Source organism: Terriglobales bacterium, assembly GCA_035764005.1.
Taxonomy (GTDB): domain Bacteria; phylum Acidobacteriota; class Terriglobia; order Terriglobales; family Acidobacteriaceae; genus Gp1-AA112.
In genome coordinates this window covers 1-23,825 of sequence record DASTZZ010000072.1, presented here as the reverse complement: position 1 = coordinate 23,825, position 23,825 = coordinate 1, and the positions used below count along the sequence as shown (strand labels likewise).

Sequence of the window (23,825 nt, the reverse complement as noted above, 5' to 3'; positions counted from 1 at the left end):
GGATGACGCTCTAGAAGGGACGGACGTGAACGCCCAAAGTATTCATTTTACCGGAACACCACGCGCCGGGCAAATGCGTTGGTTCCGCCGCAAGCTGCGACCCATCAGCGGGTCACCAATTTCCAGGCCACAACCGCCACGAAAACGGCTATACCGGTCATATAACCCCAGAGCCGTCCGTTTTGAAGCTTTTCATGATCTATCACGGAAGCGCCTCCCAAGAAGGTAGCTACTATGACATGGACACCGACCACAGCGCCAGGCGTAAGCATGGGATGAATCTTTAGAGTTCGTGCATCCGTACTTTCCGGCGTACCAATGTCATACTGTTTCTGATGTCCCACGAACCCATCAAGACCGGACCGGCCGAGGAGATGGTCCGAGTTCAGGCAGAGGAAAGCCGCGTCCTTCCCTTTGCCGCTACTGATCCCAAATCAGTGAAGGTGCAAAAAAGCACCGGCCAAGGAATGGACATCGAATGGCGAGACGGCCATCGCAGCCACTACTCATTCGCGTGGCTGCGCGACGCTTGCCCCTGCGCCACCTGCAATGAAGAGCGCGAGAACAGCGGACGAGAAATCGGTCAGCCGTCAAAGCCCAAACCTGGCGCACTGCCGATGTATAAGGAGCCAGCCCGACCGACGGAAGTCAATCCTGTCGGCAAATACGCGATCAATTTCCATTGGAATGATGGGCACAGCAGCGGGATTTATTCGTGGGAGTTCCTGCGGCTCCAGTGCCCGTGCGTAGAGTGCGCGATGCATTCGTTGTGAGGTGCCGGCCCTTCGAGGAAGATGGGCGATGCATTTAGGGCGGGGAGTAAACAAGGTGAGTAATCGAACTCGATTGTTAATTGCTCTGACTCTGATCCTGATTCTTGTGTCCTCAATTGCCCCGGCGCAGCAAGAAATGATATCGCAGGCGGTCGATGAACAGCGTCCTGCACCGACCACTCTGCGGACGACGACCCGATTGGTATTGATTGACGCCGTCGTCACCGACAGTGCTGGAAATCCTGTCCCCGGTCTAAAAGCTTCTGACTTCTCACTTCTTGAGGACGGAAAAGCTCAAGAAATTCGAGGATTCTCATACCATCAATCTAAGGCCATTGGATCGGAATCGACCAGTCCAGAGGGACCAAGGGTTCCGAGCTCGACGACCAATGAGACCCGCGATGTATATTCCAATTCCGGCATTACTGATCCAGCTCAAGACCTTACGGTCATTGTCCTGGACGAACTCAACACAGATGTACTGCAGTCGGCGCGAGCATGTCAGGAGACCGTCCAATATCTGCAGTCAGCGGCGCACGGTCGATCATTTGCAGTCTATGTTCTTCACAACTATTTGCGCGTCGTTAAAGATGTCACGAATCTGCCATCTGAAGCCGCCACAGCTCTGATACGCTACGGCAAAGAACACTCCCGCTCGATCTCTCATGCAGAACACCTGAAAATTGTAAGTGAATCTGCTGATGTTTCTGAAGAGTCGATTCGCAGTCAGCGCGAGGTCACGCAGACTGAAGCAGACCTTGACAAAAATATTGGTGATTCGAGAATCAGGATCACATTAGAGGCTCTGCTGGACGTTGCACGAGCAGCATCCGGGATTCCAGGTCGAAAGAAGCTCATTTGGATTTCGTCGGGGTTTCCATTGTACCTTCGCGAGGGCGATGGTGGTCCCATTACGAGCTATGAACAACTCTTGCATTCAGTGACCAACGCTTTAGCGGATGCTCAAATCGCTGTCTACCCCATCGATCCGCGTGGCCTATCTGGTCCAGCGATGATTGATTTTGGTTTCACCGGAACTGCGAAGTCGGGATCTTTGCTGAGAGGAAATGCAATCGGGTCAGCAATCGAGTCTAGAGAGTTGGAGTTGCTGCCGGTACATGAAACCATGGATAGGATTGCCGATTCCACGGGCGGAAAAGCCACGTATTCTGCGAATTTCCTCAGTCAAGCGATTAATCGCGCGTCCAGAGATGGTTTGATCTATTACACGCTGGGCTATTATCCAACAAATCAGAATTGGGACGGAGGTTTTCGTGAAGTTAAGATCAAAGTAGCGACGAAGCCTCACTTCGACATTCGTGCTCGCAGCGGCTACTTCGCGGCTGCTGAAATCGCAACTCCCAACGAGGCATCCCGTCAACGGGCCGAGAACGAGCTAGTACGATCTTTGCGCATTGGAGCACCAGAAATGAGGACGCTTCCGTTCGTGGCGAGAGTTACCGATCGGGAAAACAATGGGAGACTTCGGATAACCTACTTTGTCCCTCCCAAGGCCCTTTCCTTCGGAGCCGTTGCTGATCGCATGCAGCAAGGAGATATCGAATATGCCGTGCGGATCTATGATCCGCGAGGAAGTCAGGTAGCCGCTCATGCGGGAACTTTTCACTCGGAATTGAACGTCCAACAATTTGCTCAGGCTGATAAAGAACTGCTGACTTTTAATCAGGATTTTGCCTTGCCATCTGGGACCTTTCTTCTGAAGGTCGGTGTGATGGACATGCGGAACGGCCGCCTGGGAACGCTGAGCTTTACACGACATATCGCGCGTGCTGCCCCGCATACTCTTCAAAGAAGACAAGACCACTAGAAAATTTACCTCTTCTTCATCATCGCCCGCTTCTGCATGTGCGCCCGCATTTCCTGCCCAAACTTGGTGCGGTTGAAGCCCAACTGCTGGAGGATTCCGATCAGATTTCCAGCCGCCCAGTAGAGGCTCAGTCCTGCCGAGAGATTCCACGTAAAGACGCCCAGCAGCAACGGCATAGTGAACTGCATCATCTTCTGCTGCGCCGGGTCCATACCGGCCTGCGGCGTGATGATCTGCATGGCGAACATCGAGATGATGAAGAAGATGGTCAGCAGGTGCGACGGACTGGAGAGATCGGTGATCCACAACCAGCCGGCATGACGCAATTCGATCGCGCTGCCGAGCATGGTATAGAAGGCCCAGAGAAAGGGAAGCTGAATCAGGTTCGGCAGACACCCACCCAGCGGATTCACCCCCTCGCGCTTGTACAAATCCTGAAGCTCGCGGTTTTTTTCTGCCTGCCGCGGATCGGTTAGCTTGTAGCGTTTGTACTTGTCATTGATGGCCTGGACCTGCGGCTGGATCTTCTGCATCCGCATCGCCGACTTCATAGTCGAGATGCGCACCGGTATTAACGCGATATAGATGATCACCGTCAGGACGAGAATTGCCCAACCATAATTTCTGGTCCAGTGCTCGTTCGTCCAAACCAGCCACTGGAACAGGGGCTTGGCGAAAAAGGAGAAGAATCCGAAATCAATCAGCTTCTCCAGCGTGGGGCCATTCGGCTGTTGCACTGTGCTCGCAGCCGCAGCGTAAGAATGGATGTCGGAGATCACATCGAGCGCCTTCGGTCCCACGAACACACGCTCGCTGGTCGCGCCGCCCGGAGTTCCTACCGCTGCTCCCAGAACGGGAACCTTCTCCATGTCGTTGGGATCGGGCTTGTCCAGATTCTTTGGAATCTTGATTTCGTTGTGGAAAGTTACCAGTGAGACGTGGTCGGGATCATCGGGCATGAAGACGGCAGCAAAGTATTGATCCGCAGAAGCCGCCCAGTTAAACGGCCCATTGATGGTCGCCCCCCCGGAGACTTTTTTGTACGAGGTGCGATCGATCTTGTCCTCGCGATCGATATCGATTCGAGCAGCAGCGTAGGAGGACGAGACCGTTTCGTCGCCAAAGCCTGCAGGCCACCACGGATAAGCGGAAACCGTGCTGCCCTTCTGCGTTACTGAGGTCTCGACGCGAATCACGTAGGTTTCACCAAAGGTGAACTTTTTCGTGACCGCCACATCGCCATCGGAGTACTCGAAGGTGACGAAGCGCTGATTTCCAGAACGCTTCTCGGTTGAGACGTAAAGTGCGTCGTTCAGCTTTTTGCGCAGCGATTCGTCGTAGGTGAACAGTGACAGCGGATATCCGTACTGCGGTCCGGCAATGGAGTTGACCAACTCCAGTGGATTGCCCTTGTCATCCTTGTATTTCTTCAGCACCCAAGATTTGGCAACGCCTCCGTGATTGCTGAACGTTATTTTGAAAAGATCATTCTCAACCAGCGTCGTCGATTCGCTGTTCGCCTGCTTCGCTGGAGCTGCCGCTGGCGGCGGAGCACTGGAGTTCTGTTTCGGCTTCTTCGTCGTCGGCGAAGCAGCAGCAGGAGTCGTCGCAGGCGCCGATGCAACAGGCTGCTGAGTTGGATTTTGTGGCGCCGTCTGCTCCTGATGCTGCGGGGGAGTCGGTGCCTTGTAGAACTTGGTGATGAACTGCTGGGTAATGAAGATGACGACGAATGTAAGCGCGAAGGTGAGCAGGAGCCGTCGTTCGGCGCCTGGGTCTTGATTAGGAGTTTGGAAATCGCTCAACGTTACCTGCCAAATGAATGCAAATTTCTAAGATCGAAGTTGTTCTGAGTGCGCGCAGCGCGGCACCGGATCGTATCCCCTGCCGCCGAATGGATGGCAGCGCAGCAATCGCCATGCGGCCAGACCGGTTCCTTTGAGCAATCCGCGTTCGGTGATCGCTTGTGCCGCATATTCCGAACAGGTCGGAGTGAAGCGGCACGAGTTACCGAACAACGGCGAGAGCCAGCGCTTGTACCAAGCCAACAGAAGCTCGATCACATGTTGAGCACTCGCCATCTCTGGAGTCGCCGTCTGCATTGTGCGTCTGACAGCAATACGAGAATCTCTACTACTTTGATCCGTGTATCGGTACCGTTTGCACCCGACATCAGTACCGTCCGCGGTAGCGGATGGGTGTGTCAGATTGCGGCTAACACCCATCCGCTACTGCGGACGGTACTGACTTGCCTATCGCTGCCTTTTGCTGGATCACGTCAAAGGCCCGGCCCACTTCGCTCAGAAGCTGCGCAAATTCGACGTCCAACGTCGTTTTCTTCGGATTAATGACAACATCCACATCGCGCGTCAGCCGCTTCAGACTTTCACTCACGGCGGCGCGCACTCTGCGCTTAATTCGATTCCGCGTCGTTGCCTTTCCTAATGCTTTCCCAACGGTGATTCCCACTCTGGGCCCTCGGCCTACGCCAATCTCTCCTGTACGCAACAGGTAGAAAGCGGTCAGAATCTGCGAGAAGTGTCGCCGCCCGCACCGGTAAACTTGCTCAAATTCGGCGTGTTTGCGCAGGCGGTGTTCACGGGGAATCGACATCGGGATTGCATCCTCCCTGCTGCGGGACGTCTTGCCAATGCGCTCTTCATGGAGGATGTCAGGAGAGAGGGAGACGCGTCGCGATTACTCGCGGAATCCGGGCTTCACGGACAGGCGCTTGCGTCCTTTGGCACGACGGCGCGACAGCACCGCCTGGCCAGACTTGGTCTTCATGCGGGTCCGGAACCCGTGAGTCTTGCTGCGCCTGCGGCGGTTCGGCTGAAACGTACGTTTCGGCATCCTGCTAGTGCACTCCTGATCAGAAAATTTTGCTTAGGACAAACGATAAGTATATCGGAGCAGGAGGCATGCGGCAATTTGGCTGGCTCGCGGGTAGTGGCTTATCAGCGCAATTAAGATACTACCGGCTCGTGAAATGTCTCCGTTTGAATGCTCATTGGCATCTCCCTCAGGAGCTCATACGCGGTTCTCATGCAGGATTCGCAAATCCCAGGAGTCGGGGGTGCTTGGGCCTTGAGTCATCCTTGCTTTGCTCGGCAAGTCAAGAACGCTTTTACCGTCTCACCAACTCCACAAATCCTTCTAAGTCCTGCTGATTCAAATCCGAAACCGCGCAGTAATACATTCCATCCTGCGTCCACTCGATGAGATTAAATCCCTGCTGCGCTGTCGTGTGCGGCGACTCGTCGCCGCTCTTTGCCGGCCAGGTAAACAGGTTGATCACATGCTTGCGGCGTTGATAGACGATGGCCGCCGCCGAATGGCCGTCGACATAATCGAGTCGTCCGCCAACGAGTTCGAAGCCGTCGCTGGTGAGGTCGCGCACGCGTGGCGAGAAGTCGAGCTTGCCGGTAAACCACGGTTTCACGGTGTGTTGATCGGAGGTGAGCACGTCAGTCAGGTGCGTTGCCATAAGCGAACGGACATGATCGGCCACAAGTTCACGCGCCAAGGTCTCATCGCTATGGTTGCCGGAATAGAGGAGCAGTCCTCCAATGGCGATCAGAAGGCAAGCTGCTGCCGCAACCCAGTTCCACCACGAAAGCGATCGCGGTCCTCGCTCGCGAACCGGCGGACGTTCGGTTTTCTCGAGAGCTTGCGTTATGCGAGTTCGCAACTGGTCGCCGACACCATAGCGCAGATCGGAAGCGGCGAACGCAGCTCTCAAGGCTCGAAAGCTCTCCACCTGCTGAGCGCAATCGGCGCATTCGGCGAGGTGGTCTTCCAATTCCATACTTCGCACTAGATCGAGCTCGTCGTCAACGTAAGCGTGCAGCAGATTGCGTTGTGCGTGGCTGGTCATGGCTGCTTCACTTCCGTTCTCCGCTCGTTGGCGATTCGTTGGCGCAACATGCTTCGAGCTCGCGATAGCCGCGACATGACAGTTCCCAGAGCGGATTCAGTCGCCGCCGCGATCTCTTTATAAGACATCTGCTCAAGCTCGCGCATAAGGATCACCTCGCGGTACTCAGGCGGCAGCGACTCGATTGCGCTCCTTACCTGCTCGACGGTGGCATGTCGCAGAACGTCGGACTCAGGCGTGAGCGAGAGTTCCAGATCGGTATGCAGATGCTCGTCGAATTCGATCGCGTTCTGCTGCGGTGACTGGCGGCGAATCCAGGTGAGGTACGTGTTGCGAACGATAGCCATCAACCACACTCGACCATCTTCTCCGCGGAAGCCTTCGAAGAACCGAAATGCCCGCAGGAGAGCTTCCTGGGCGACATCCTCGGCGTCGGCGGTATTGCGCGTCATCCATCGCGCGAGGTTGTAGGCGGAATCGAGATGCGGTAACACCAGCCTCTCGAAGCGAGCCATCTTCTCACCGGAATTGGCGCCGGTTTCCATTCGGATGATTAGACTCGCGGCGCTGGGATTCTATTCCGGGATTCGGAACTTCGGTGGTTTGAGCTGGTTTATTAGTGTTTGAAACGCGCAGGACTTCGAGTGCCTGTTCGGAATAACACGTGCTCGCGAACGTGGGAATATTTCGCTTGACTTTCGCCTTAATTCGTCATAGCACGGAAGTAGGCCGGGTAGCGGGTACTTTGGGGAAACGGGATGGATGCAGTGGACAATCTGGACATGTGTGGAATTGAAATCGAAGTCTGCAGTCGAACAGTATCTACAACGGAATTTGGATGTTTAAGGAGCAGTGCGATGCTTAAAAGATGTCCACGGCGTCCACTGTGTCCCCAAGTCCAGCGTGAGAACCGCGTTGTCGTGGGGTAACGCCACGGAAACATGGGGTTACCCTGCGGAAATTCCGGGGTAACCCCGTGGAAATCTCGGCGTTACCCCGTGGAAATTTCGGGGTTACCCCATCAAGAGTTTTCGATTCGGAATGCCTCATTTATTGGTGTAAGTCATTACATATCAAACGCCTCGGTGGTGTCGACCTCTCCGATCTGTGCCACTGACAGCGCCGGAAGCTATGGTTCGTAAGAACTCAATCCTTGGATTGAGTTCAATCCAACACCCGGCGGGGTCCCACCCAGATGAAGGCTGGAATGGCGCAACTGCCCGGTGAAGGCCGGTCGGCTAGACTGGAAAAGGTCAGAATGGCTGTAATCAGTGCAGTTGAAACCCGGCAGGCCCATCCGGTCATACAGCGATTTTTCGAGGTTTCGCTGTATTTCATGCTTTTCACCGGTTTTGCCGCCCTGGCTGGCACGGGCAAGCTCGATGGCTCCTCCGTTTTCATCGGACTTTTCACCCTAGTGGTCAAGGGTTTTCTGCTGATCCGGCGGAGTACTGTTCTCATTCCAGAGCGCTGGACGAACTATCTGACGCTCGGTTATCTGTTCTTCTTTGCGCTCGATTACTTGCTGCTCTCACGCGCTTTTCTCGGCGCGATTGTGCACATGGTGCTGTTTGCGGCCATTGTGAAGATTTTCTCCGTCCACCGCGATCGAGACTTTGTGTACCTGGCGATCCTTTCGTTCGGCATGGTGCTCACAGCCTCCGTTCTCACAGTGGATTCGATCTTCTTCGCCATCTTCTGTGTGTTCGTGATGCTGGCGGTGATGACGTTCGTCAGTATGGAGATGCGGCGTACGTGGATCGCCGCCCAGCCAAATGTCCCTACCGATCCACTGAAGGTTCGCGATCTTCGCCGAGTTCCTGGAGCGCTGGCTGCGGCCTGCGCACTGCTGGTGATCACGATTGTGATAGGAACCGTAGCGCTGTTCTTCCTCGTACCTCGCAAAACTTCGGGCGGATACCTCAGCGCTTTCGCTGCCCGAAATGGGATTTCAACCGGCTTCAGCGAAGAAGTGCGCTTGGGTGAAATTGGCCAAATCCAGCAATCAAACGATGTCGTGATGCATGTGAAGTTCGCTGCCGGTTCCAGAGTACCTGCAGAGCTGCGCTGGCGCGGCATCGCACTCACTAACTTCGACGGGCGTCGCTGGACCGTGGATCGCGACGAAGAGGTCCTGGTCCCCAGCACTAGCGGCGTACTGCCGTTGCTTAGCCACTTGCCCAGAATCCCAGGCGGAGTTGAACGCGTGGCCTACAACATTTCATTGGAACCGTTTGGGTCGCGCGTTTTTTTTGTGATCCCGCAGGCAGTCGTAATTAACGGTCGATATCGGGTGATCGCAGTTGACTTGAACAACGACACCATTTTCAACGCCGATAGTTCGCGCGGAATCACCGACTACAGTGTGGTCTCGGAGATTCCTCCACCACTAAATCCCAGCGTCATCGGCGGTAATGGCCCCTCAGTCGATCGTCGCTACTTACAGCTACCCAACTACGTTGATGCGCGCATTCCAGCCCTTGCACGCCACGTCACCGAGAATGAACCTACAACTTTCCGCAAAGCCTCAGCGATTGAAAGATATTTGGCGACCACCTACGGATATACGCTGCAGCTCCCGCTCGTTCCGCCGAAAGATCCGGTCGCAAACTTTCTTTTCGAGCGCAAGATGGGCCATTGTGAATACTTTGCGTCGGCAATGGCAGTGATGCTGCGCACCCTGGGAATTCCTTCCCGCGTCGTGAATGGATTCCGCGGCGGCGTCTACAACGACATTACCGGCAGCTATATCGTTCGAGCCCGCGATGCGCATTCTTGGGTTGAAGCGTATTTTCCAGAATACGGCTGGTACACCTTCGATCCCACTCCAGGCGGAGCGCAACCTGCCACAGACGGATTCAACCGCGCATTTTTGTATGTCGATGCGATGCGGGAGTTTTGGCACGAGTGGGTCGTCAACTACGACACCGGTCACCAAACTTCTCTCGCCATATCTGCAGCGCGGCGAGGACGTTCTGAGTTCGAACACTTGCGAGATTGGTTTGTTTCCATCTACCAAAGCAGCGTGCGTCGCGCCAGAGCTGTAGGCGAGAATGTTCAAGAGCATGCCGAGGCTTGGATCTGGTGGACTTCTGCCGGTTTAATCCTCCTCTTTGGGTTCTTGGCTGGTCCGAAATTCAATCGAGCGATGCGTCGTCTGCAGATTGCTCGCAAGCCCGCCCTGGAGCCTCACTCCGCCGCGACTATCTGGTATGGCCGCGCACTCAGACTGCTCTCCAAAAAGGGCATCAGGAAATCTGGCACACAGACGCCACAGGAATTTCTGCGAGCTGTTCCAGCTTCGGCGATTCGCTATCAGGTTGAGCGGTTTACGATTCATTACGAACGTGCCCGCTTCGGCGATTCCGCTTCCGACGCAGAGAAGCTGCCAGAGTTATATCGAGAGTTAGAAGAAGAAGTGAAGAAGTAGTCAGTTGAGGCAGGAGCAGCGTCAGTTCGGCTGATAAAATAAAGAGATTGCATGCCCATAGAAGTTTCTACTGAGAGTGCTCCCGAACAAGTCACCACCTCCAAGAGCGAGAGCCGTCGCAAGAGAATTGGATTTGTAAGCCTTGGCTGTCCCAAGAACCTCGTTGATAGCGAAGTCATGATGGGAATGCTGAGCGAGGCAGGTGCGGAGATCACTCAGGACGCCGCTTCGGCCGACGTCATCGTCGTGAATACCTGCTCGTTCATTGATTCGGCCAAGCAGGAGTCAGTAAACGCCATTCTCGAAATGGCTCAGCATAAAACTGCCGGAACAGCCCAGAAGCTGATCATTGCCGGGTGTCTGGTGGAGCGCTATCGCAACGAGATCCAAAAGAACATTCCTGAAGTCGACGCGGTTCTGGGCACGGGAGATCTGGAGCACATTCTTCGGGCAGTGGGAATTGAGCGCGGTATCGAGCATGCTCCACAGCCGGAGTCGCCGTTCAAGATTCTCGTTGATCGTGCGCCCAGCGCAGTTCGCACCCATTCTCGTCCTGAAGGCGAGGCGCGGGCTGCCAGCGGAAGATTCTCGCGCGCCGAATGGGACGGCGCCATCGCCGATCTGCCGAATTATCTTTATGACGAGAAAACTCCGCGTCTGCTTGCGACCGGCAAGACCTCTGCCTACCTGAAGATTGCGGAAGGCTGCGATCACCCCTGCAGCTTCTGCATCATTCCGCAGCTTCGGGGAAAGTTTCGTTCACGACATTTTGAATCGGTCATTGCCGAAGCTCGGAGACTGGCGGAGAACGGCGTTCGCGAGCTCACGCTTATTGGGCAAGACACGACCTGCTACGGAGAAGACCTCGGTCTGAAAGATGGACTGGCACTCTTGCTGGCGCGCCTGGCGGAGATCGAAGAACTTCGCTGGATTCGTTTCCTGTACGCGTATCCCAATAAGATCACTGGCCGTCTGCTCGATACCATCGCCGCGCACGAGAAGATCTGCTCGTACATCGACGTTCCTCTCCAGCATGCTTCTGCTTCGACGTTGAAGCGCATGAAGCGCGGCGGCAGTTCCGATATTTTTCTGAAGAGCATCGAGAAGATGCGCTCCACAATTCCCAATTTGACAATGAGAACTTCGTTCATCGCGGGATTTCCGGGTGAAACTCAAGCCGAGTTCGAAGAGCTCTGTGACTTCGTCAGTGCCGCTCGCTTCGATTGGATGGGAGTGTTCGCCTACTCCGACGAAGAAGGAGCCGCAGCGTTCAAGCTCGAGGACAAAGTCCACGCGTGCGAAATCGAGCGACGCCGCAAGAAGCTCATGCGCATTCAGCAGCAGATCAGCCGCAAGGCCAAGAAGACACTCGTTGGAAAGCAGTTCGATTTGCTGGTCGAGGGATCTTCAGAGGAAACCGATCTACTCTGGGAAGGACGCACGATCATGCACGCTCCAGAGATCGATGGCAAGGTCTTCATCAACGATTTCGGAGATCATGAGCAACTAGATCGCGGCGAGTTTTACCGCTGCGAAATTACTGAGACGCACGATTACGATCTGGTCGCGCGCATCATCTGATCTATTGATCTATGGCTCGAAAGAAGGCTCTCAGTCTGCGTTGTCCGACGTGCCGCACAATTGTGCTGCGTTCCGACGAGCACTTCCCTTTCTGTAGCGATCGCTGTCGATTAATCGATTTAGGGAAGTGGGCCAGCGGAGGGTATCGCATCAGCTCTCCGGTGCTCGATCCTGAGCTGCTCGAGGAGATCGATCAACGTCCGCACTCCAATCCAGAGAACGATGAGCACAAGCGGCATTAGCCCTCAAACTGGAAACCCTCGTTCTCGATGGGCATGGCTCGTAGGCACGTTTTTTGGAATTGGTCACATGCATCGAGGTCCAGGCACCTGGGCTGCTGGAGCAACGGTGCTGCTGTGGCGGCTGGGCGCACAACGCGCCACTCACACGGCATTGATCGCTCTGCTCACGGCAATTCTCGTGACTCTGATTGGAGTTCCAGCGAGCACGCGAGTTGCGCGCGAAAGCGGGATCAAAGATCCGGGATTTGTAGTCATCGACGAAGTTGCAGGTCAGATGTTCGCGCTCATCATCGCGCCGCTGCGTTGGAAATATCTGTTGCTGAGTTTTATACTTTTTCGTTGCTTCGACATTTTCAAACCTCCGCCGTTGCGCGCTCTGGAGCGCCTGCCGGAGGGAATTGGCATCATGGTTGACGATGTCGGCGCAGGGTTGTACTCGCTGCTGGTTCTCGCAATTGTGCTGAAATTCTGGCCTTCGATTTAGCCAGCCAACAGCGCGACGATGTTTATTAGAATCGCGCGAGATGGGGTCACGGAACGCTTGCTGGGAAAGCGCCATTTGAACGGGAAGCCGCACATTTCATCCATTAACCCACCGTTCGCTCTTCCCGGCGGCGAAGTGCGCATCTCCGGCAGCGGACTTCGCGGACATGAGATGCGGCGTCCTCGCGTCACGTTCGGTGACGAACCTGGCGGAGTAGTGATCGCCGCCGAGGATTTTGTAGTCGCTCGCGTTCCCGAAGCGGCATTCTCGGGTCCGGTTGTGATCGAGCCTGACGGCAGCAAGAGCAACGGTCTCGAGCTAAAAGTTGCTGTCCCAATTGCGGAAAACTTGCATCCGGTCACGAATCCTGCCATGGATGCGGAAGGTAATCTGTTTGTTACCTTCTCCGGATCGCGCGGGCAGAAGGTTCCAGTATCGATTTACAAAATCGATACTGGCTATCACGCTAAACCATTCCTGTCCGATCTGATGAATGCGCACGGCATCGCTTTTGATCGCGAGGGACAGATTTATGTATCTTCGCGCCAGAACGGCACCGTGTACCGCGTCGCACCTAACGGCACGATGTCAGCCTATGCCGAGGGCATGGGCATCGCCACCGGCATCGCCTTCGACCGCGAGCAGAACCTGTATGTCGGGGATCGAAGTGGAAGTATTTTCAAAATCGCGCGTGATCGGCAAACATTTGTCTTTGCCACTTTGGAACCGAGCGTCTCCGCTTATCACCTTGCTTTCGGGCCGGATCAGAACCTCTATGTGAGCGGGCCGACTACGTCGAGCTACGACGCGATTTATCGCGTTGACCCACACGGCGACAGTTCCGTCTTCTTCCGCGGACTCGGCCGACCGCAGGGGATCGCATTCGATATCGACGGAAATCTTTATGTCGCCGCTTCATTCGAAGGCAAGCGCGGCATCGTTCGCATCACTCCCGACAAAAAGGCGTCGCTCTGCGTTTCCGGTCAAAACCTTGTCGGACTTTGCTTCGCTCCAGGAAAGGCCGTGGTGCTGGCCACTACGTCTGCGGTTTTTCATCTCTCCTGGAATATTCAGGGCCTGCCGCTGCTTCAGTAAGAATTTCGACTCGGCAGCTATACTGCCAAACGTGAACGCCGAGATCATCGCCATTGGCTCGGAGCTGCTGACTCCGTATCGCCAGGACACGAATTCATTGTTCCTTACAGAACGGCTCAACGAGCTCGGCGTGGAAGTGCATTTCAAGACGGTCGTAGGCGATTCACGCAACGATCTCGTCGCAGTTGCTCGTACCGCAATTGCGCGTTCTGAGATCGTGATCTTCATGGGAGGCCTCGGGCCGACGGAGGACGACCTCACGCGGGAGTGTGTCGCAGAAGCTCTTGGAATCGAGATTCATCGCGATCCCGAAGTCATCACGGCTCTCTACAAGAGATTCGCGGAACGCCGCCTTCCCATGCCGGAGAACAATTCGCGGCAGGCCGATGTGCTCGACGGGGCCGTATTACTGAAGAATCCAAACGGCACTGCGCCCGCGCAATGGCTCGCCACGAACTATAGCGACGCGAAGCGATACATCATGCTGCTGCCGGGTCCGCCGCATGAACTCAAGCCACTCTTCGATGCAGAATGTTTTTCCCGTCTGAAAGAAAAACTTCCGCTGCAGTTCATCGCGAAAAGAATGCTGCGCGTCGCCATGGGAGAATCCGCTTGCGACTCCCGCGTGGCACCGATCTATACAAAAGTTCCTGAAGTGCAGACTACAATCCTGGCGCACGGCGGCGAGACGCAGATCCACCTGCAATGCCGCGCTACATCGCAGAATGAGGCGGAGCGGCAAGTATCACAATTGAGTGATCGCATCGAAGACGAACTCGGCGACGCAGTGTTCTCCACTGGCGGCGAGACCTTGGAGCAAATCGTCGGCTATTACCTGCAAATGCGCGGAGCCACGCTTGCCGTTGCGGAATCATGTACAGGAGGCATGCTCGCTCAGCGCCTTACTTCCATTTCGGGAAGCTCGCGGTACTTCCTCGGCGGCTCGGTGGTGTATGCAAATGAATTGAAAACCGAATTTGCAGATGTTCCGCCTGCGCTGATTGCCGAGCACGGCGCCGTCAGCCGATCAGTTTCATTGGCACTCGCGAAGGGTATTCGCGAACGCACAAACGCAACGTTCGGAATTGGAGTTACCGGAGTTGCTGGTCCGACCGGAGGAACTCCCGAGAAGCCCGTCGGACTAGTGTTCATCGGAATTTCCAGTGAAAACGAAACTGAAGCGGTTGAGCGCAGATTTCCCGGAGATCGCGAACGCATTCGTCTGTGGGCGAGCTTCACGGCGATGGATCTGCTGCGACGAAAGCTGATGTAAAGCGATGCGTCTGTTCGTTGCTATTGAGATCGATCCCGCCATTTGCGAGCGAATCCATGAGCTTGTCAGCAGCTTGCGCACGAAGATCTCGGGAGCGCGCTGGGTGCGACCAGAAGGGATGCACATTACGCTCAAGTTTCTCGGCAATGTCGCCGACGAGCGCCGATCGGGCATCGAAAATGCGCTGCGCTGCGTTGCCAAAAAGACATTCACCGTGTCACTGAAACAGCTTGGAGTATTCCCGAATCCCCGATTGCCCCGCGTGCTGTGGGTGGGGATTGAAGCTGGTCCCGAACTGGAGCAGCTAGCCACAGCGGTTGACCAGCAGATGAACTCCCTTGGCTTCGAGCGCGAGAAGCGCGCATTCTCGCCGCATGTAACGCTGGCCAGATTCAACCAGCGCCCGGGAGGCAATCTTGGTTCGATCTTGGCGAGCGCACAGCCTGGCTTCGGTACAATGACCGCAAAAGAGTTTCATCTGTACGAGAGCAAGTTGTCGCCGCAAGGTTCACGATATATAGAACTCGCGAGTTTCAAATTAGAACAGGCGTAAGCTCCGGATGACCGCTGGAATCTATCTTCTCATCGCCGCCGTTGCCTATCTGCTCGGCTCAATTCCGTTTGGTCTCATTTTGGTACGGCTCGTGCGCGGCGAAGACGTTCGCCTGAGCGGTAGCGGAAATATCGGAGCGACCAATGTCGCTCGTACCGGTGGCGCAAAGCTGGGAGTGACAACGCTCATCCTTGACGCACTGAAGGGCTATGCCGCCGTGGCGTTCGCCATTGTGGTAAGCCATCGCGAGGCGGCGATTGATGCTGGACTGGCTGCTGCCCTGGCGGCGCTGTGCGCGATTCTCGGACATGTATTTCCGGTTTGGCTCAAGTTTCGAGGCGGGAAAGGGGTGGCTACCGGTGTAGGAGCTTTTCTCGGATTAGCTCCGCGTGCCGTGCTCGTCGTCCTGGCAATCTTTCTGATCATCGTCGCCATCTCGCGTTATGTATCGCTGGGCTCCATGGTCGCCAGCGCGCTGTTTCCCATTTTGGCTTACTTTCTTTATCGCGGCACATCGAGCGTTGCCGATCTGCTGGTGATGTTTGCTGCATCGCTGCTGATCATCCTCAAGCACAAGGCCAACATCAGGCGATTATTGAACGGCACGGAAAATCGGCTGCAGTTCCACAAAACCTAATGCCACAAACATCGAGGGTTCGCGGGTGAGCCGTGTCGCGGTAATCGGCGCAGGAGCATGGGGCACCGCTCTTTCCATCGTTCTTGCACGCGGCGGACGACATGAGGTTCGTTTGTGGGCTTATGAGCGCGAGGTAAACGAATCCATTCAGGCGCGTCGAACGAATGATCTCTTTCTGCCTGGATTCAAAATTCCCGATGGTATTGAAGCAACGAACTCGCTTCCCACTGCTCTGGAAGGTTGCAGTTTTGTCCTGGCGGTGATGCCGTCGCATCACGCTCGTGCTCTTTACTCTTCGGTGCGATCGTCGCTTTCACATGACACGATTATCGTCAGCGCTACCAAGGGTATTGAACAGGAGAGCTACAAACGGATGACGGAAGTCGCTGCGGAAGCGAGCGGCGCTACGCGGATTGCGGCTCTAAGTGGACCATCGTTCGCCAAGGAAGTCGCGCGCGGCGACCCAACAGCATTGACGATCGCGTGCGCAGACTCGGAGGTCGCTAGTCTTCTTCAGCGCGAGTTCAGCGATCCCATGTTTCGCGTCTATACGAACGACGATGTTGTTGGCGTGGAGCTTGGCGGAGCGCTGAAGAACGTGATCGCAATCGCTGCCGGCATTGCAGAAGGTCTGGGCTTCGGACACAACACGGCTGCGGCGCTCATCACGCGAGGACTCGCCGAGATCACGCGGCTCGCAGTCGCATGTGGCGCTCGACGCGAGACCCTCGCCGGCCTCTCGGGAATGGGTGACTTGGTGCTAACGTGTACCGGTGGTCTCTCCCGCAACCGCACCGTGGGCGTGGAACTCGGCCGCGGACGCAAGCTCCCGGAAATCATGGCCGGCATGCACGGCATGGTCGCCGAAGGGGTGCTCACGACGGGTGCCGCTCTCGGCCTCGCGCGCAGGCACGGCATCGAGATGCCCATTTCGGAACAGATGCACGAAATTCTCCATGCACACAAATCCCCGAAAGACGCCATTCGCGATTTGATGAGTCGTCCGGGAAAGGACGAATAACGCGCAAAACAAGCGAGCTACACGGTCGTAATCAGGGAAATGCCTGAGAACGCAAGTAGCTATTCAGAGTTGCTGGATAATCGGGGTAGAATCCGTTCAATTCCGGGAACTCAATGCGCCTGCCCAACCGCATACCGCTGATGTATCTCATCTCCGCCGTGCTGCTTCTGGTCGGCGTGGTTCCACTTTACTTTTACGGATCGCAGGTCGTTTCTATCAATCGCGACCGGCTCAAGGTGAACGAACAGCTCCTGCAAAACACGGTCACGCGATCGCTCGGCGACGACATTGAGCATCGGCAAGTCACGCTACAGACTTCTCTAGGAAATCTTTCCGCCTCAGTCCTGGTTGCCAGCGGCGGCGATCTCACGAACGATCACATCAACGCCCCGGAATTGCGCGCTCTGCTTGAGAGATTTACTTCATCGTCCGACATCATTGATTACGCCACGCTCCTAAACGATGAAGGAAAGGGAATTACTGCAGGACGTGTGATCCCTGACGCATTCGTTCAGCGCGAATTGGAGCACGCCTTCGTGGCGGCGCGAGAGGGGCGTAGCTACAACGGACAAGCGCTCACGGTGGGCTCCGGCAAAGACCAGCGCACAACCATGCTCGTGAGCACTCCCATCATGACCAACGGGCACTTCCTTGGCATGATCGGGGCGGTTGTTGATCTGCAGTACCTCATCAGCAGCTTGAGAAATGCCAGCCAGGCAGGGCTGGAAGCATTTGTTGTGGATCGCCAGGGTCGTCTGGTGGCCGGAGCGGACACGCATTACGCTACCGGCCAGGAAATGACGGACAACGAACTGGTGAAGATGTTCGTAGAGCAAAGCAGATTTGATTTGGTACCCACTACATCGTTCACTGTCCAGCACGGCAAAGAGACAATCGATATGCTGGGCAGCTACAGCTGGGTACCTTCTCTGCAGTGGGCGGTAATCGCGCAGAAGACGCAGGCCGATGCTTACCAGAGCGTTCTCGACATGCAATGGAATGCGTATAAGTATCTCTTCTACGCTATTTTGCTGGGCGTCGCCTTCGGCATCTTCGCTGCACGGAGAATCTCTACTCCTCTGCAGACTTTGACCGAGTCGAGCCGTGCCATCGCTCGAGGCGATTTTTCCCAGCGCGTGCAGGTGAAGAGCCGTACGGAAATCGGTGAACTTGCAAACACCTTCAACTCCATGAGCTCGGAACTCGAGCGCTTCGTCCAGGACCTGAAACGCGCGGCCGAAGAAAACAAAACGCTCTTCCTGAGCTCAATCCAGATGCTCGCCGGTGCAGTCGACGAAAAAGATCCATACACGCGCGGTCATTCTGATCGCGTCACCCGCTATTCGGTTTTGATCGCAAAAGAGATTGGCCTTCCTGAGGAAGAAGTAGAGAAGATTCGTATTGCTGCGCAGCTGCACGACGTGGGAAAAATCGGAATTGAAGATCGCATTCTGAAGAAGCCCGGAGCGCTTACACCGGACGAATACGAGATTATGAAGACGCACACGACAAAGGGTGCGGCGATCCTTCGTCCTGTCGAGATGCTGAAAGAAATGATTCCCGGAATAGAACTGCACCACGAATCCCTCGATGGACGGGGGTATCCACACGGTCTGAAAGGCGATCAAATTCCGCTCAGCCCGCGAATCATTATGGTCGCTGATTGCTTTGATGCGATGACGACTAATCGTCCGTATCAGGCGGCGATGGATCCTGAGTACGTGATCCGAATCATTAATTCGCTGGTGAATACGAAATTCGATCCCCGCATTGTGGCGGCGTTGACCGCCGTTTTTGAGCGTGGGGACCTGCGTGTTCGCCGCGCTGCCACTGTCACTCCCGAAGCACAACCGGTGGGCGCCGGGCAAAGCGTCTGATCAGCGCGAATCCCTACTGAACAATTTCCGCCTCGCGCAAAAAGTCGTAGTTTCCCGCAGGCTCTGGACGGACATTCCTCACCCGTGCCGAGTGCACAACCACGTTATCGAAATACCAAAGATTCAAAGTGGGAAGATCGCGCATGGTGATCTGCTGAATTTTTGCGTAGATCACCTTGCGTTTTTGCTGATCGAGTTCTGAACGGCCCTCCTCAATCAGCTTGTCTACCTGAGGATTGCTGTAATAGCTGCGGTTCGCCCGCCTCGGAGCGAAGCTCTTGCTGTCGTAGATGTACTCGAAGATCTCGGGATCCTGGTTTGATCCGCCGACCCAGCGCAGGGTGTAAATCTGGAATACGCCCTTTACGACGTCGGAGTAGAAGGTTGCGAACTCAAATGTTCGCAATTCCAGGTCGATACCGACATCGTGTAGTTGCTGTTGCAGAATCACGGCAAGCAGCCGACTGGTCTCCTGATCGGAGGTCTTCATTATGAGATGAAGACGTTTACCCGGTTCCAATGAATAACCGGCCTGCTTTAATAGTGCCCGTGCTTTGTCCGGATCGTGTGGGTAGGGCTCAAGATTGCTGTCAAAAGCCCAGTGCTGCGGCGGAAGCACGGAGGTTGCCTGTCGCACGGTATCCCGCCAGAGATACTCAATGATCGGTCGCGTGTCGATTGCGTAAGCAATCGCCTGCCGCACGCGAACGTCGCTGAGCACGGGATCGCGGAGATTGAAGCCTAGATATTGAACCGGAGTCCCCGGTTCCTGCTCGATCTTTAAATCCGGGTCGCGGCGAAGCGAACCGACCATGTCAGCGCTAAGCGAGTTTATATCGATATCGGCGCTGCCTTTGCGCAACTCCAGCGCACGAGTAGTTGCGTCCGGCACTACGGCGAAGCGCACACGTTCCACCTTCGGCTTGTCGGCCCAGTAGTCGTCGTTGCGGACGACAACTACTTCGTTATCCTGCACGTTGCGCACGAATTTGAATGGACCGCTGCCGATCGGATGCAGATTGAAGCGGCTGTCGCTGCCGTAAGGAACAATGCCCATGGCTCCGTCGGACAAATTCCACAGGAGTCCCGAATCGGGATCTTTTAGGTGGAAGACAACCGTATAATCGTCCGGAGCTTCGATGCTGCCGATGTGCTGATACGTCGCCGACTTGGAACTGATAATAGTGCCATTCAGCATCGAATCGAGGCTCCACTTCACATCCTTCGCGGTGACCGGACGGCCATCGTGGAAGTGAACATCGCGCCGCAAATGGAAGACATATGTGAGCGGGTCGGGAAGCTCCCAACTCTCGGCTACCCAGGGATGCAATACGAAGTGTTCGTCTTTGCGAACTAGAGAATCGAAGAGAAGCTCGTCAATGCGCTCGGAAAATGCGTCGGTACCGATACGCGGGTCCAAATTTGCCGGACTGCTTTCAATCAGCATGACAATCGTGTGAGGATCAGGACGCGATCGCGTGCAGCCGCTTGAAATTAGCGCAATAGAGAGGAATACAAACCTGAATGCGAGAGCGCTCCTGAGCGATGATCGGCGCAGCGCAGCTAGTCCACGTCTCTCACACATAGCTAATTTTGCCGAGAACCGCGGGTCTGTTTGCGCCGGTTGCGGTAGGAACGTTTCCAGCGCGACGGTTCCAGGTTTGATACGCGAGCAGGGCAAAAGCAGCGGCTTCCTTGGCCTGACTGGGCATGCCGAGGACATCTGATGTGAGTACGCGAAATCCGAACGGCTCTACGTGAGCAGAAATCATTCGCATCAATGTCCGATTCGCGACTCCACCTCCGCTCACCACGTAATCGGCTCTGCTTCCTGAAATCGGAATCGAAATCCTTGCCCTTGTGAGCGCTTGCTTCAGTCCGCTGATAATCGAGCTTGCAGTCAAAGCGGTCGCCGTCGCTATCACATCGTGTTTGTCAGCATGGCCGCACGACGAGAGGAATTGTGAGACAAACTGTCGACCGAACTCTTCCCTTCCGGCCGTCTTCGGCGGCTTTCGACGAAAAAACGGATGCGCGAGTGTTTGCCTGAGGACCGCGTTAATCACCTTCCCTCTGCTCGCGAACATTCCATTTCGGTCATAGCCTTTTCCGAAGAGGTTTTGTGCGCACGCATCAATGACCATGTTGCCGGGACCGGTATCGAGTGCGATAACTTTGCGTGTCTCTCCGAGATGTTGGCCCGCCGGGATGATGGTCAGGTTCGCTATGCCGCCGATGTTCTGCAGAACACGCAACCTCTTCGAATGAGCGTACAAGGCGAGATCGAGGACAGGAACGAGGGGAGCACCTTTTCCGCCCGCAGCCATGTCCGCCGGACGAAAATCCGAGACCACAGGAATTCGCAGCCGTTGAGCAATCGTGGCGCCTTCGCCCGTCTGCCATGTGGTCGCAATTGGTCGTCCCAAGAAGGGATCGGGATCGCCTTGATGGTAGAGCGTTTGTCCGTGACACCCGACAAGATCGACTCGAGTGCGATGCCGGCGAATCGTCGTGGCGACCGCATCTGTGTACAACTCCCCGAGCAGGACGTTCAAGCGCGCGAGGTCGGCGACCCGCGCGGCATCGGCATCCATCGAGGCCAAAACTGCTTCTCTCACCCGGGCCGGATACGCGAAATGCTGGTGTGCGAGCAGTTTCAGCCGAAGGCCGCGAGACTGGCCTGAGATTCTAACCAGCGCCACATCGATGCCATCGGCCGAGGTGCCGCTCATCACACCTGCGACGATCATGCCTGCGCTGCCGCCGACTCCCGCTGCACTTCTTCGCTAAACCGCTGCATCGTGGCCTTCAACTGCTCAACTTCAGCCGCACCCGGATCTTGCACTGTCATTTGCTTCAGAGCTTTGTTGGATGACTTCAGCTTCAACACTCGATCGGCAGCGCGAGTCACCAGGGATGCGAATTTACGATTGCGCTCGGCTTCTTGCAGCACGGCCTCATAGCATCGCCAGACGAATTCTTCTTTCTGGCACACGAGAAAAATGTCGGCGCCCGCGCGAATCGTCTCCAATGCAGCTTCTTCCATCGATGCAGCCGCAAGTACTCCTCCCATTTCGAGATCGTCGGAGATCACCAGTCCCTGGTAGCCGATTTTTTTTCTGAGGACATCGCCGATCCAGCGCTTTGACAGTGAGGCAGGCGTGCCGTTTTCCTTCACAGCTTTGGGATACATCGCGTGAGCAACCATTACAAACGGAACCAGCCTGCGGAGTTCGCGATAGGGCAGCAGGTCCTCCGACCAAAGTTGCTTCCAGTCACGCTGGATTGCCGGAAGCTCTTTGTGAGTGTCAAGGTTCGCGCCCCCCAGTCCGGGAAAGTGTTTCCCGCATCCGACTACGTTCGCGGATGAGAGTCCTTTCAGGAACTTTTTGGCGTAGCGAATCACCTCGCGCGCGTCGGCCGACACTGTGCGAGATGTAAGGACGCCGCGCGATTCGGGCAGATTGAGATCGAAAACGGGAGCAAAATCGACATTGAAGCCGAGCGTTCGAACCTCATCGCCAATCACGCGTCCGTGCTTCTCAAAGAGTTTCTCTGAACCCGCGGCAACCACGTCAGCTACGGACGGAGCAGGGGCGATGATGTTACGCAGCCGGTCGACGGTCCCGCCTTCGAGATCAATACAACGAAACAGGGCGGTCTTGACCGCCGTCTGGCAGATTCTCAAGAGCTGCGCGCACTGGTGCGGCGACTGGATGTTGCGGGCGAACAGAATAACCCCGCCGGGATGCATGCTGGTGAGCAACCGTCCGGTTGCGGGTGAGACTTCCGGCCCTTCAAGGCCCATAATGACGAGTTGTCCCACTTGATGGCGAAGCGGTAGCGAGGCAGCTTTCATGGATCAATCGAGTGTAAAGCATCAAAGCGCATCAAGCACTTCAGCGAGCAACTCTGTGTCTCATCTCTTTGTAAGTTCGCGATAGTAACAAGAGCGATAACCGTCAATGGCAGCGCGAACCCCTGACAGGGCACTTGGTTCGCTTAGTTCACCCGCTCCGCTTCCTTCGCACTCCGTTTTGACTCTGGCCTAACCGCTCCCTAGTCACCGGGCAATTCAGTCCTCCTAGACTCCTCAAATCAGCGAAGGCGCTCCTCGAAAGTGTATGGCTCTACTCCGTTTGCCACTCATACGCGTCGTCCTGACGCAATCCAATGTGTGCAAGCACTCGGTAGGCGAATTGCTGCGCCATCTCTTCGAACGATTGCGGATGATTGTAGAAGGTGGGAATCAGAGGATAGATCGTGGCTCCAGCGTCAGCTGCGCGATACATGTTGCGGATGTGAATTTTGTTGAGCGGAGTCTCTCGAACACATAGCAACAGCGGGCGTTTTTCTTTCAGACACACGTCGGCGGCGCGTTCAATTAGATTTCCGGCGAGCCCATTGGCAACACGAGCCAGCGTGCCCATGCTGCAGGGAGTCACAATCATTGCATCGGTAGGGTAAGACCCGCTGGCAACGTTGGCCCCGATGTCGCTGTTTCCTTGTTGCCGAATCTTCTTGCTCGCACGGCCCAACAGTTGCGCAACGAGTTCGTTGCGGCCGCGAATTTCGAGCTCCTCGGCAAAAACGCGTAGCGCATTGTCGGAAGCAATAAAGTTTACCGTGATGATTCGCGCGTCGGCTTCGACCACCTTCAGCAGCTCTCGCAGAAACAGCGCACCGCTGGCGCCTGTGGCGGCAATCGTTAGATTTTGTGGCACTTGCGCCATAGATGCTGGTGAGCATCCAACATAGCAGATGGCACGCATTCTGATGGACGAAGTGGACTCGTGGACCAACTGGACAGAATGGGCCTGTCGATGTTCCTTCGTGGGGGCACAAATCACCGGCTGGAGTTTGCGGTGGATTAACAACATCGGCTGAACCGTGGCTGTGCTTTTCTTTTGCGTTGTACCTTTCGAGAGCCCACATGTCGAAGCTCTCCACATTCCGAGCTCGCCGACGCAGCGCGGCACAAAGACACGCGCTCGCTCCTCTGCGCCGCGAGATCGGCGCCTTCGATCCGCTCAGCCGGCGTAAATACGTTCAGGAATTCACCCAGGCTTTTCAGAGGTACGAGCGTGCGATATCCCGCCATACTCTCCTGCGCTTCTGCGCCGAAGCCGATACGCTGCTGGTGAGCGACTTCCA

23 protein-coding genes are annotated in these 23,825 nt (G+C 55.7%); 13 read left to right on the top strand and 10 right to left on the bottom strand.

Annotated elements, in window-relative coordinates; translation table 11 throughout:
• Positions 1-335: 335 nt before the first annotated feature.
• Together VFU50_12445 and VFU50_12440 are read left to right on the top strand one after the other, a co-directional pair.
• Complete coding sequence (locus tag VFU50_12445; GenBank protein HEU5233664.1) at positions 336-773, top strand: DUF971 domain-containing protein; 438 nt, start codon at positions 336-338, stop codon at positions 771-773.
• 55 nt (positions 774-828) lie between these two features.
• Positions 829-2,601: a VWA domain-containing protein gene (locus VFU50_12440; protein ID HEU5233663.1), complete on the top strand. Its 1,773-nt coding sequence runs from the start codon at positions 829-831 to the stop codon at positions 2,599-2,601.
• Positions 2,602-2,606: 5 nt separating this feature from the next.
• Here the strand turns inward: VFU50_12440 and yidC are convergent, their stop codons facing one another.
• The 6 genes from yidC to VFU50_12410 form a co-directional block, all read right to left on the bottom strand.
• Positions 2,607-4,406 carry a membrane protein insertase YidC gene (gene yidC / locus VFU50_12435; GenBank protein ID HEU5233662.1) on the bottom strand — a complete coding sequence of 600 codons (1,800 nt, stop codon included), beginning with the start codon at positions 4,404-4,406 and terminating at the stop codon, positions 2,607-2,609.
• A 27-nt stretch (positions 4,407-4,433) separates the two neighbouring features.
• On the bottom strand, positions 4,434-4,682 hold the full coding sequence (gene yidD, locus VFU50_12430) for a membrane protein insertion efficiency factor YidD (protein ID HEU5233661.1): 249 nt from the start codon (positions 4,680-4,682) through the stop codon (positions 4,434-4,436).
• A gap of 133 nt (positions 4,683-4,815) precedes the next feature.
• Positions 4,816-5,214 (bottom strand): ribonuclease P protein component, encoded by a 399-nt coding sequence (gene rnpA / locus VFU50_12425; GenBank protein HEU5233660.1) that lies wholly within the window; start codon positions 5,212-5,214, stop codon positions 4,816-4,818.
• Between the two features lie 84 nt (positions 5,215-5,298).
• Positions 5,299-5,454, bottom strand: a complete 156-nt coding sequence (rpmH, locus tag VFU50_12420) for a 50S ribosomal protein L34 (protein HEU5233659.1) — start codon at positions 5,452-5,454, stop codon at positions 5,299-5,301.
• A 274-nt stretch (positions 5,455-5,728) separates the two neighbouring features.
• Positions 5,729-6,478 (bottom strand): zf-HC2 domain-containing protein, encoded by a 750-nt coding sequence (locus VFU50_12415; protein HEU5233658.1) that lies wholly within the window; start codon positions 6,476-6,478, stop codon positions 5,729-5,731.
• Positions 6,475-7,023, bottom strand: a complete 549-nt coding sequence (locus tag VFU50_12410; GenBank protein HEU5233657.1) for a sigma-70 family RNA polymerase sigma factor — start codon at positions 7,021-7,023, stop codon at positions 6,475-6,477. The genes VFU50_12415 and VFU50_12410 overlap by 4 nt, the downstream gene beginning before the upstream one ends.
• A gap of 713 nt (positions 7,024-7,736) precedes the next feature.
• On the opposite strand from VFU50_12410, the gene VFU50_12405 reads away from it, so the two are divergent.
• From VFU50_12405 to VFU50_12360, 10 genes are all read left to right on the top strand, one after another.
• Entirely contained in the window at positions 7,737-9,908 is a 2,172-nt protein-coding gene (locus VFU50_12405; protein ID HEU5233656.1) for a DUF3488 and transglutaminase-like domain-containing protein, read from the top strand.
• A 51-nt stretch (positions 9,909-9,959) separates the two neighbouring features.
• Positions 9,960-11,489, top strand: coding sequence for a 30S ribosomal protein S12 methylthiotransferase RimO (rimO, locus tag VFU50_12400; GenBank protein ID HEU5233655.1), 1,530 nt, complete (start codon positions 9,960-9,962; stop codon positions 11,487-11,489).
• Between the two features lie 11 nt (positions 11,490-11,500).
• Entirely contained in the window at positions 11,501-11,731 is a 231-nt protein-coding gene (yacG, locus tag VFU50_12395; GenBank protein HEU5233654.1) for a DNA gyrase inhibitor YacG, read from the top strand.
• Positions 11,712-12,215 carry a phosphatidylglycerophosphatase A gene (locus VFU50_12390; GenBank protein ID HEU5233653.1) on the top strand — a complete coding sequence of 168 codons (504 nt, stop codon included), beginning with the start codon at positions 11,712-11,714 and terminating at the stop codon, positions 12,213-12,215. The genes yacG and VFU50_12390 overlap by 20 nt, the downstream gene beginning before the upstream one ends.
• An 18-nt stretch (positions 12,216-12,233) precedes the next feature.
• Positions 12,234-13,310: an IPT/TIG domain-containing protein gene (locus VFU50_12385; GenBank protein HEU5233652.1), complete on the top strand. Its 1,077-nt coding sequence runs from the start codon at positions 12,234-12,236 to the stop codon at positions 13,308-13,310.
• 31 nt (positions 13,311-13,341) lie between these two features.
• Positions 13,342-14,583, top strand: coding sequence for a competence/damage-inducible protein A (locus VFU50_12380; GenBank protein ID HEU5233651.1), 1,242 nt, complete (start codon positions 13,342-13,344; stop codon positions 14,581-14,583).
• Positions 14,584-14,587: 4 nt separating this feature from the next.
• The gene (gene thpR / locus VFU50_12375; GenBank protein HEU5233650.1) at positions 14,588-15,136 is read left to right on the top strand and encodes an RNA 2',3'-cyclic phosphodiesterase; all 549 of its coding nucleotides are present in this window, start codon (positions 14,588-14,590) and stop codon (positions 15,134-15,136) included.
• Between the two features lie 7 nt (positions 15,137-15,143).
• Positions 15,144-15,773, top strand: coding sequence for a glycerol-3-phosphate 1-O-acyltransferase PlsY (gene plsY / locus VFU50_12370; protein ID HEU5233649.1), 630 nt, complete (start codon positions 15,144-15,146; stop codon positions 15,771-15,773).
• Between the two features lie 25 nt (positions 15,774-15,798).
• A complete protein-coding gene (locus VFU50_12365) occupies positions 15,799-16,794 on the top strand; it encodes an NAD(P)H-dependent glycerol-3-phosphate dehydrogenase (GenBank protein ID HEU5233648.1) in 996 nt (331 codons plus the stop codon).
• 113 nt (positions 16,795-16,907) lie between these two features.
• A complete protein-coding gene (locus VFU50_12360) occupies positions 16,908-18,671 on the top strand; it encodes an HD domain-containing phosphohydrolase (protein HEU5233647.1) in 1,764 nt (587 codons plus the stop codon).
• Positions 18,672-18,684: 13 nt separating this feature from the next.
• Here VFU50_12360 and VFU50_12355 read toward each other — a convergent pair whose 3' ends face one another.
• From VFU50_12355 to VFU50_12340, 4 genes are all read right to left on the bottom strand, one after another.
• The gene (locus VFU50_12355; protein HEU5233646.1) at positions 18,685-20,118 is read right to left on the bottom strand and encodes an ABC transporter substrate-binding protein; all 1,434 of its coding nucleotides are present in this window, start codon (positions 20,116-20,118) and stop codon (positions 18,685-18,687) included.
• A 130-nt stretch (positions 20,119-20,248) separates the two neighbouring features.
• A complete protein-coding gene (locus VFU50_12350) occupies positions 20,249-21,421 on the bottom strand; it encodes an anhydro-N-acetylmuramic acid kinase (protein ID HEU5233645.1) in 1,173 nt (390 codons plus the stop codon).
• Complete coding sequence (gene nagZ, locus VFU50_12345) at positions 21,418-22,530, bottom strand: beta-N-acetylhexosaminidase (GenBank protein ID HEU5233644.1); 1,113 nt, start codon at positions 22,528-22,530, stop codon at positions 21,418-21,420. Before nagZ ends, VFU50_12350 begins: the two co-directional genes overlap by 4 nt.
• 271 nt (positions 22,531-22,801) lie before the next feature.
• Positions 22,802-23,404, bottom strand: a complete 603-nt coding sequence (locus VFU50_12340) for a UbiX family flavin prenyltransferase (GenBank protein HEU5233643.1) — start codon at positions 23,402-23,404, stop codon at positions 22,802-22,804.
• Positions 23,405-23,604: 200 nt separating this feature from the next.
• On the opposite strand from VFU50_12340, the gene VFU50_12335 reads away from it, so the two are divergent.
• Positions 23,605-23,825 (top strand): hypothetical protein (locus VFU50_12335; protein HEU5233642.1); only part of this gene is annotated, 221 nt, incomplete at its 3' end.

Excerpts from the sequence above, each read along its gene's own strand:
- VFU50_12445 (HEU5233664.1), top strand. The coding sequence starts at position 336 with ATGTCCCACGAACCCATCAAGACCGGACCGGCCGAGGAGATGGTCCGA.
- yidD (HEU5233661.1), bottom strand. The coding sequence starts at position 4,682 with ATGGCGAGTGCTCAACATGTGATCGAGCTTCTGTTGGCTTGGTACAAG.
- rnpA (HEU5233660.1), bottom strand. The coding sequence starts at position 5,214 with ATGTCGATTCCCCGTGAACACCGCCTGCGCAAACACGCCGAATTTGAG.
- rpmH (HEU5233659.1), bottom strand. The coding sequence starts at position 5,454 with ATGCCGAAACGTACGTTTCAGCCGAACCGCCGCAGGCGCAGCAAGACT.
- VFU50_12415 (HEU5233658.1), bottom strand. The coding sequence starts at position 6,478 with ATGACCAGCCACGCACAACGCAATCTGCTGCACGCTTACGTTGACGAC.
- VFU50_12410 (HEU5233657.1), bottom strand. The coding sequence starts at position 7,023 with ATGGAAACCGGCGCCAATTCCGGTGAGAAGATGGCTCGCTTCGAGAGG.
- VFU50_12405 (HEU5233656.1), top strand. The coding sequence starts at position 7,737 with ATGGCTGTAATCAGTGCAGTTGAAACCCGGCAGGCCCATCCGGTCATA.
- rimO (HEU5233655.1), top strand. The coding sequence starts at position 9,960 with ATGCCCATAGAAGTTTCTACTGAGAGTGCTCCCGAACAAGTCACCACC.
- yacG (HEU5233654.1), top strand. The coding sequence starts at position 11,501 with ATGGCTCGAAAGAAGGCTCTCAGTCTGCGTTGTCCGACGTGCCGCACA.
- VFU50_12390 (HEU5233653.1), top strand. The coding sequence starts at position 11,712 with ATGAGCACAAGCGGCATTAGCCCTCAAACTGGAAACCCTCGTTCTCGA.
- VFU50_12385 (HEU5233652.1), top strand. The coding sequence starts at position 12,234 with ATGTTTATTAGAATCGCGCGAGATGGGGTCACGGAACGCTTGCTGGGA.
- thpR (HEU5233650.1), top strand. The coding sequence starts at position 14,588 with ATGCGTCTGTTCGTTGCTATTGAGATCGATCCCGCCATTTGCGAGCGA.
- plsY (HEU5233649.1), top strand. The coding sequence starts at position 15,144 with ATGACCGCTGGAATCTATCTTCTCATCGCCGCCGTTGCCTATCTGCTC.
- VFU50_12360 (HEU5233647.1), top strand. The coding sequence starts at position 16,908 with ATGCGCCTGCCCAACCGCATACCGCTGATGTATCTCATCTCCGCCGTG.
- VFU50_12355 (HEU5233646.1), bottom strand. The coding sequence starts at position 20,118 with ATGCTGATTGAAAGCAGTCCGGCAAATTTGGACCCGCGTATCGGTACC.
- VFU50_12350 (HEU5233645.1), bottom strand. The coding sequence starts at position 21,421 with ATGATCGTCGCAGGTGTGATGAGCGGCACCTCGGCCGATGGCATCGAT.
- nagZ (HEU5233644.1), bottom strand. The coding sequence starts at position 22,530 with ATGAAAGCTGCCTCGCTACCGCTTCGCCATCAAGTGGGACAACTCGTC.
- VFU50_12340 (HEU5233643.1), bottom strand. The coding sequence starts at position 23,404 with ATGGCGCAAGTGCCACAAAATCTAACGATTGCCGCCACAGGCGCCAGC.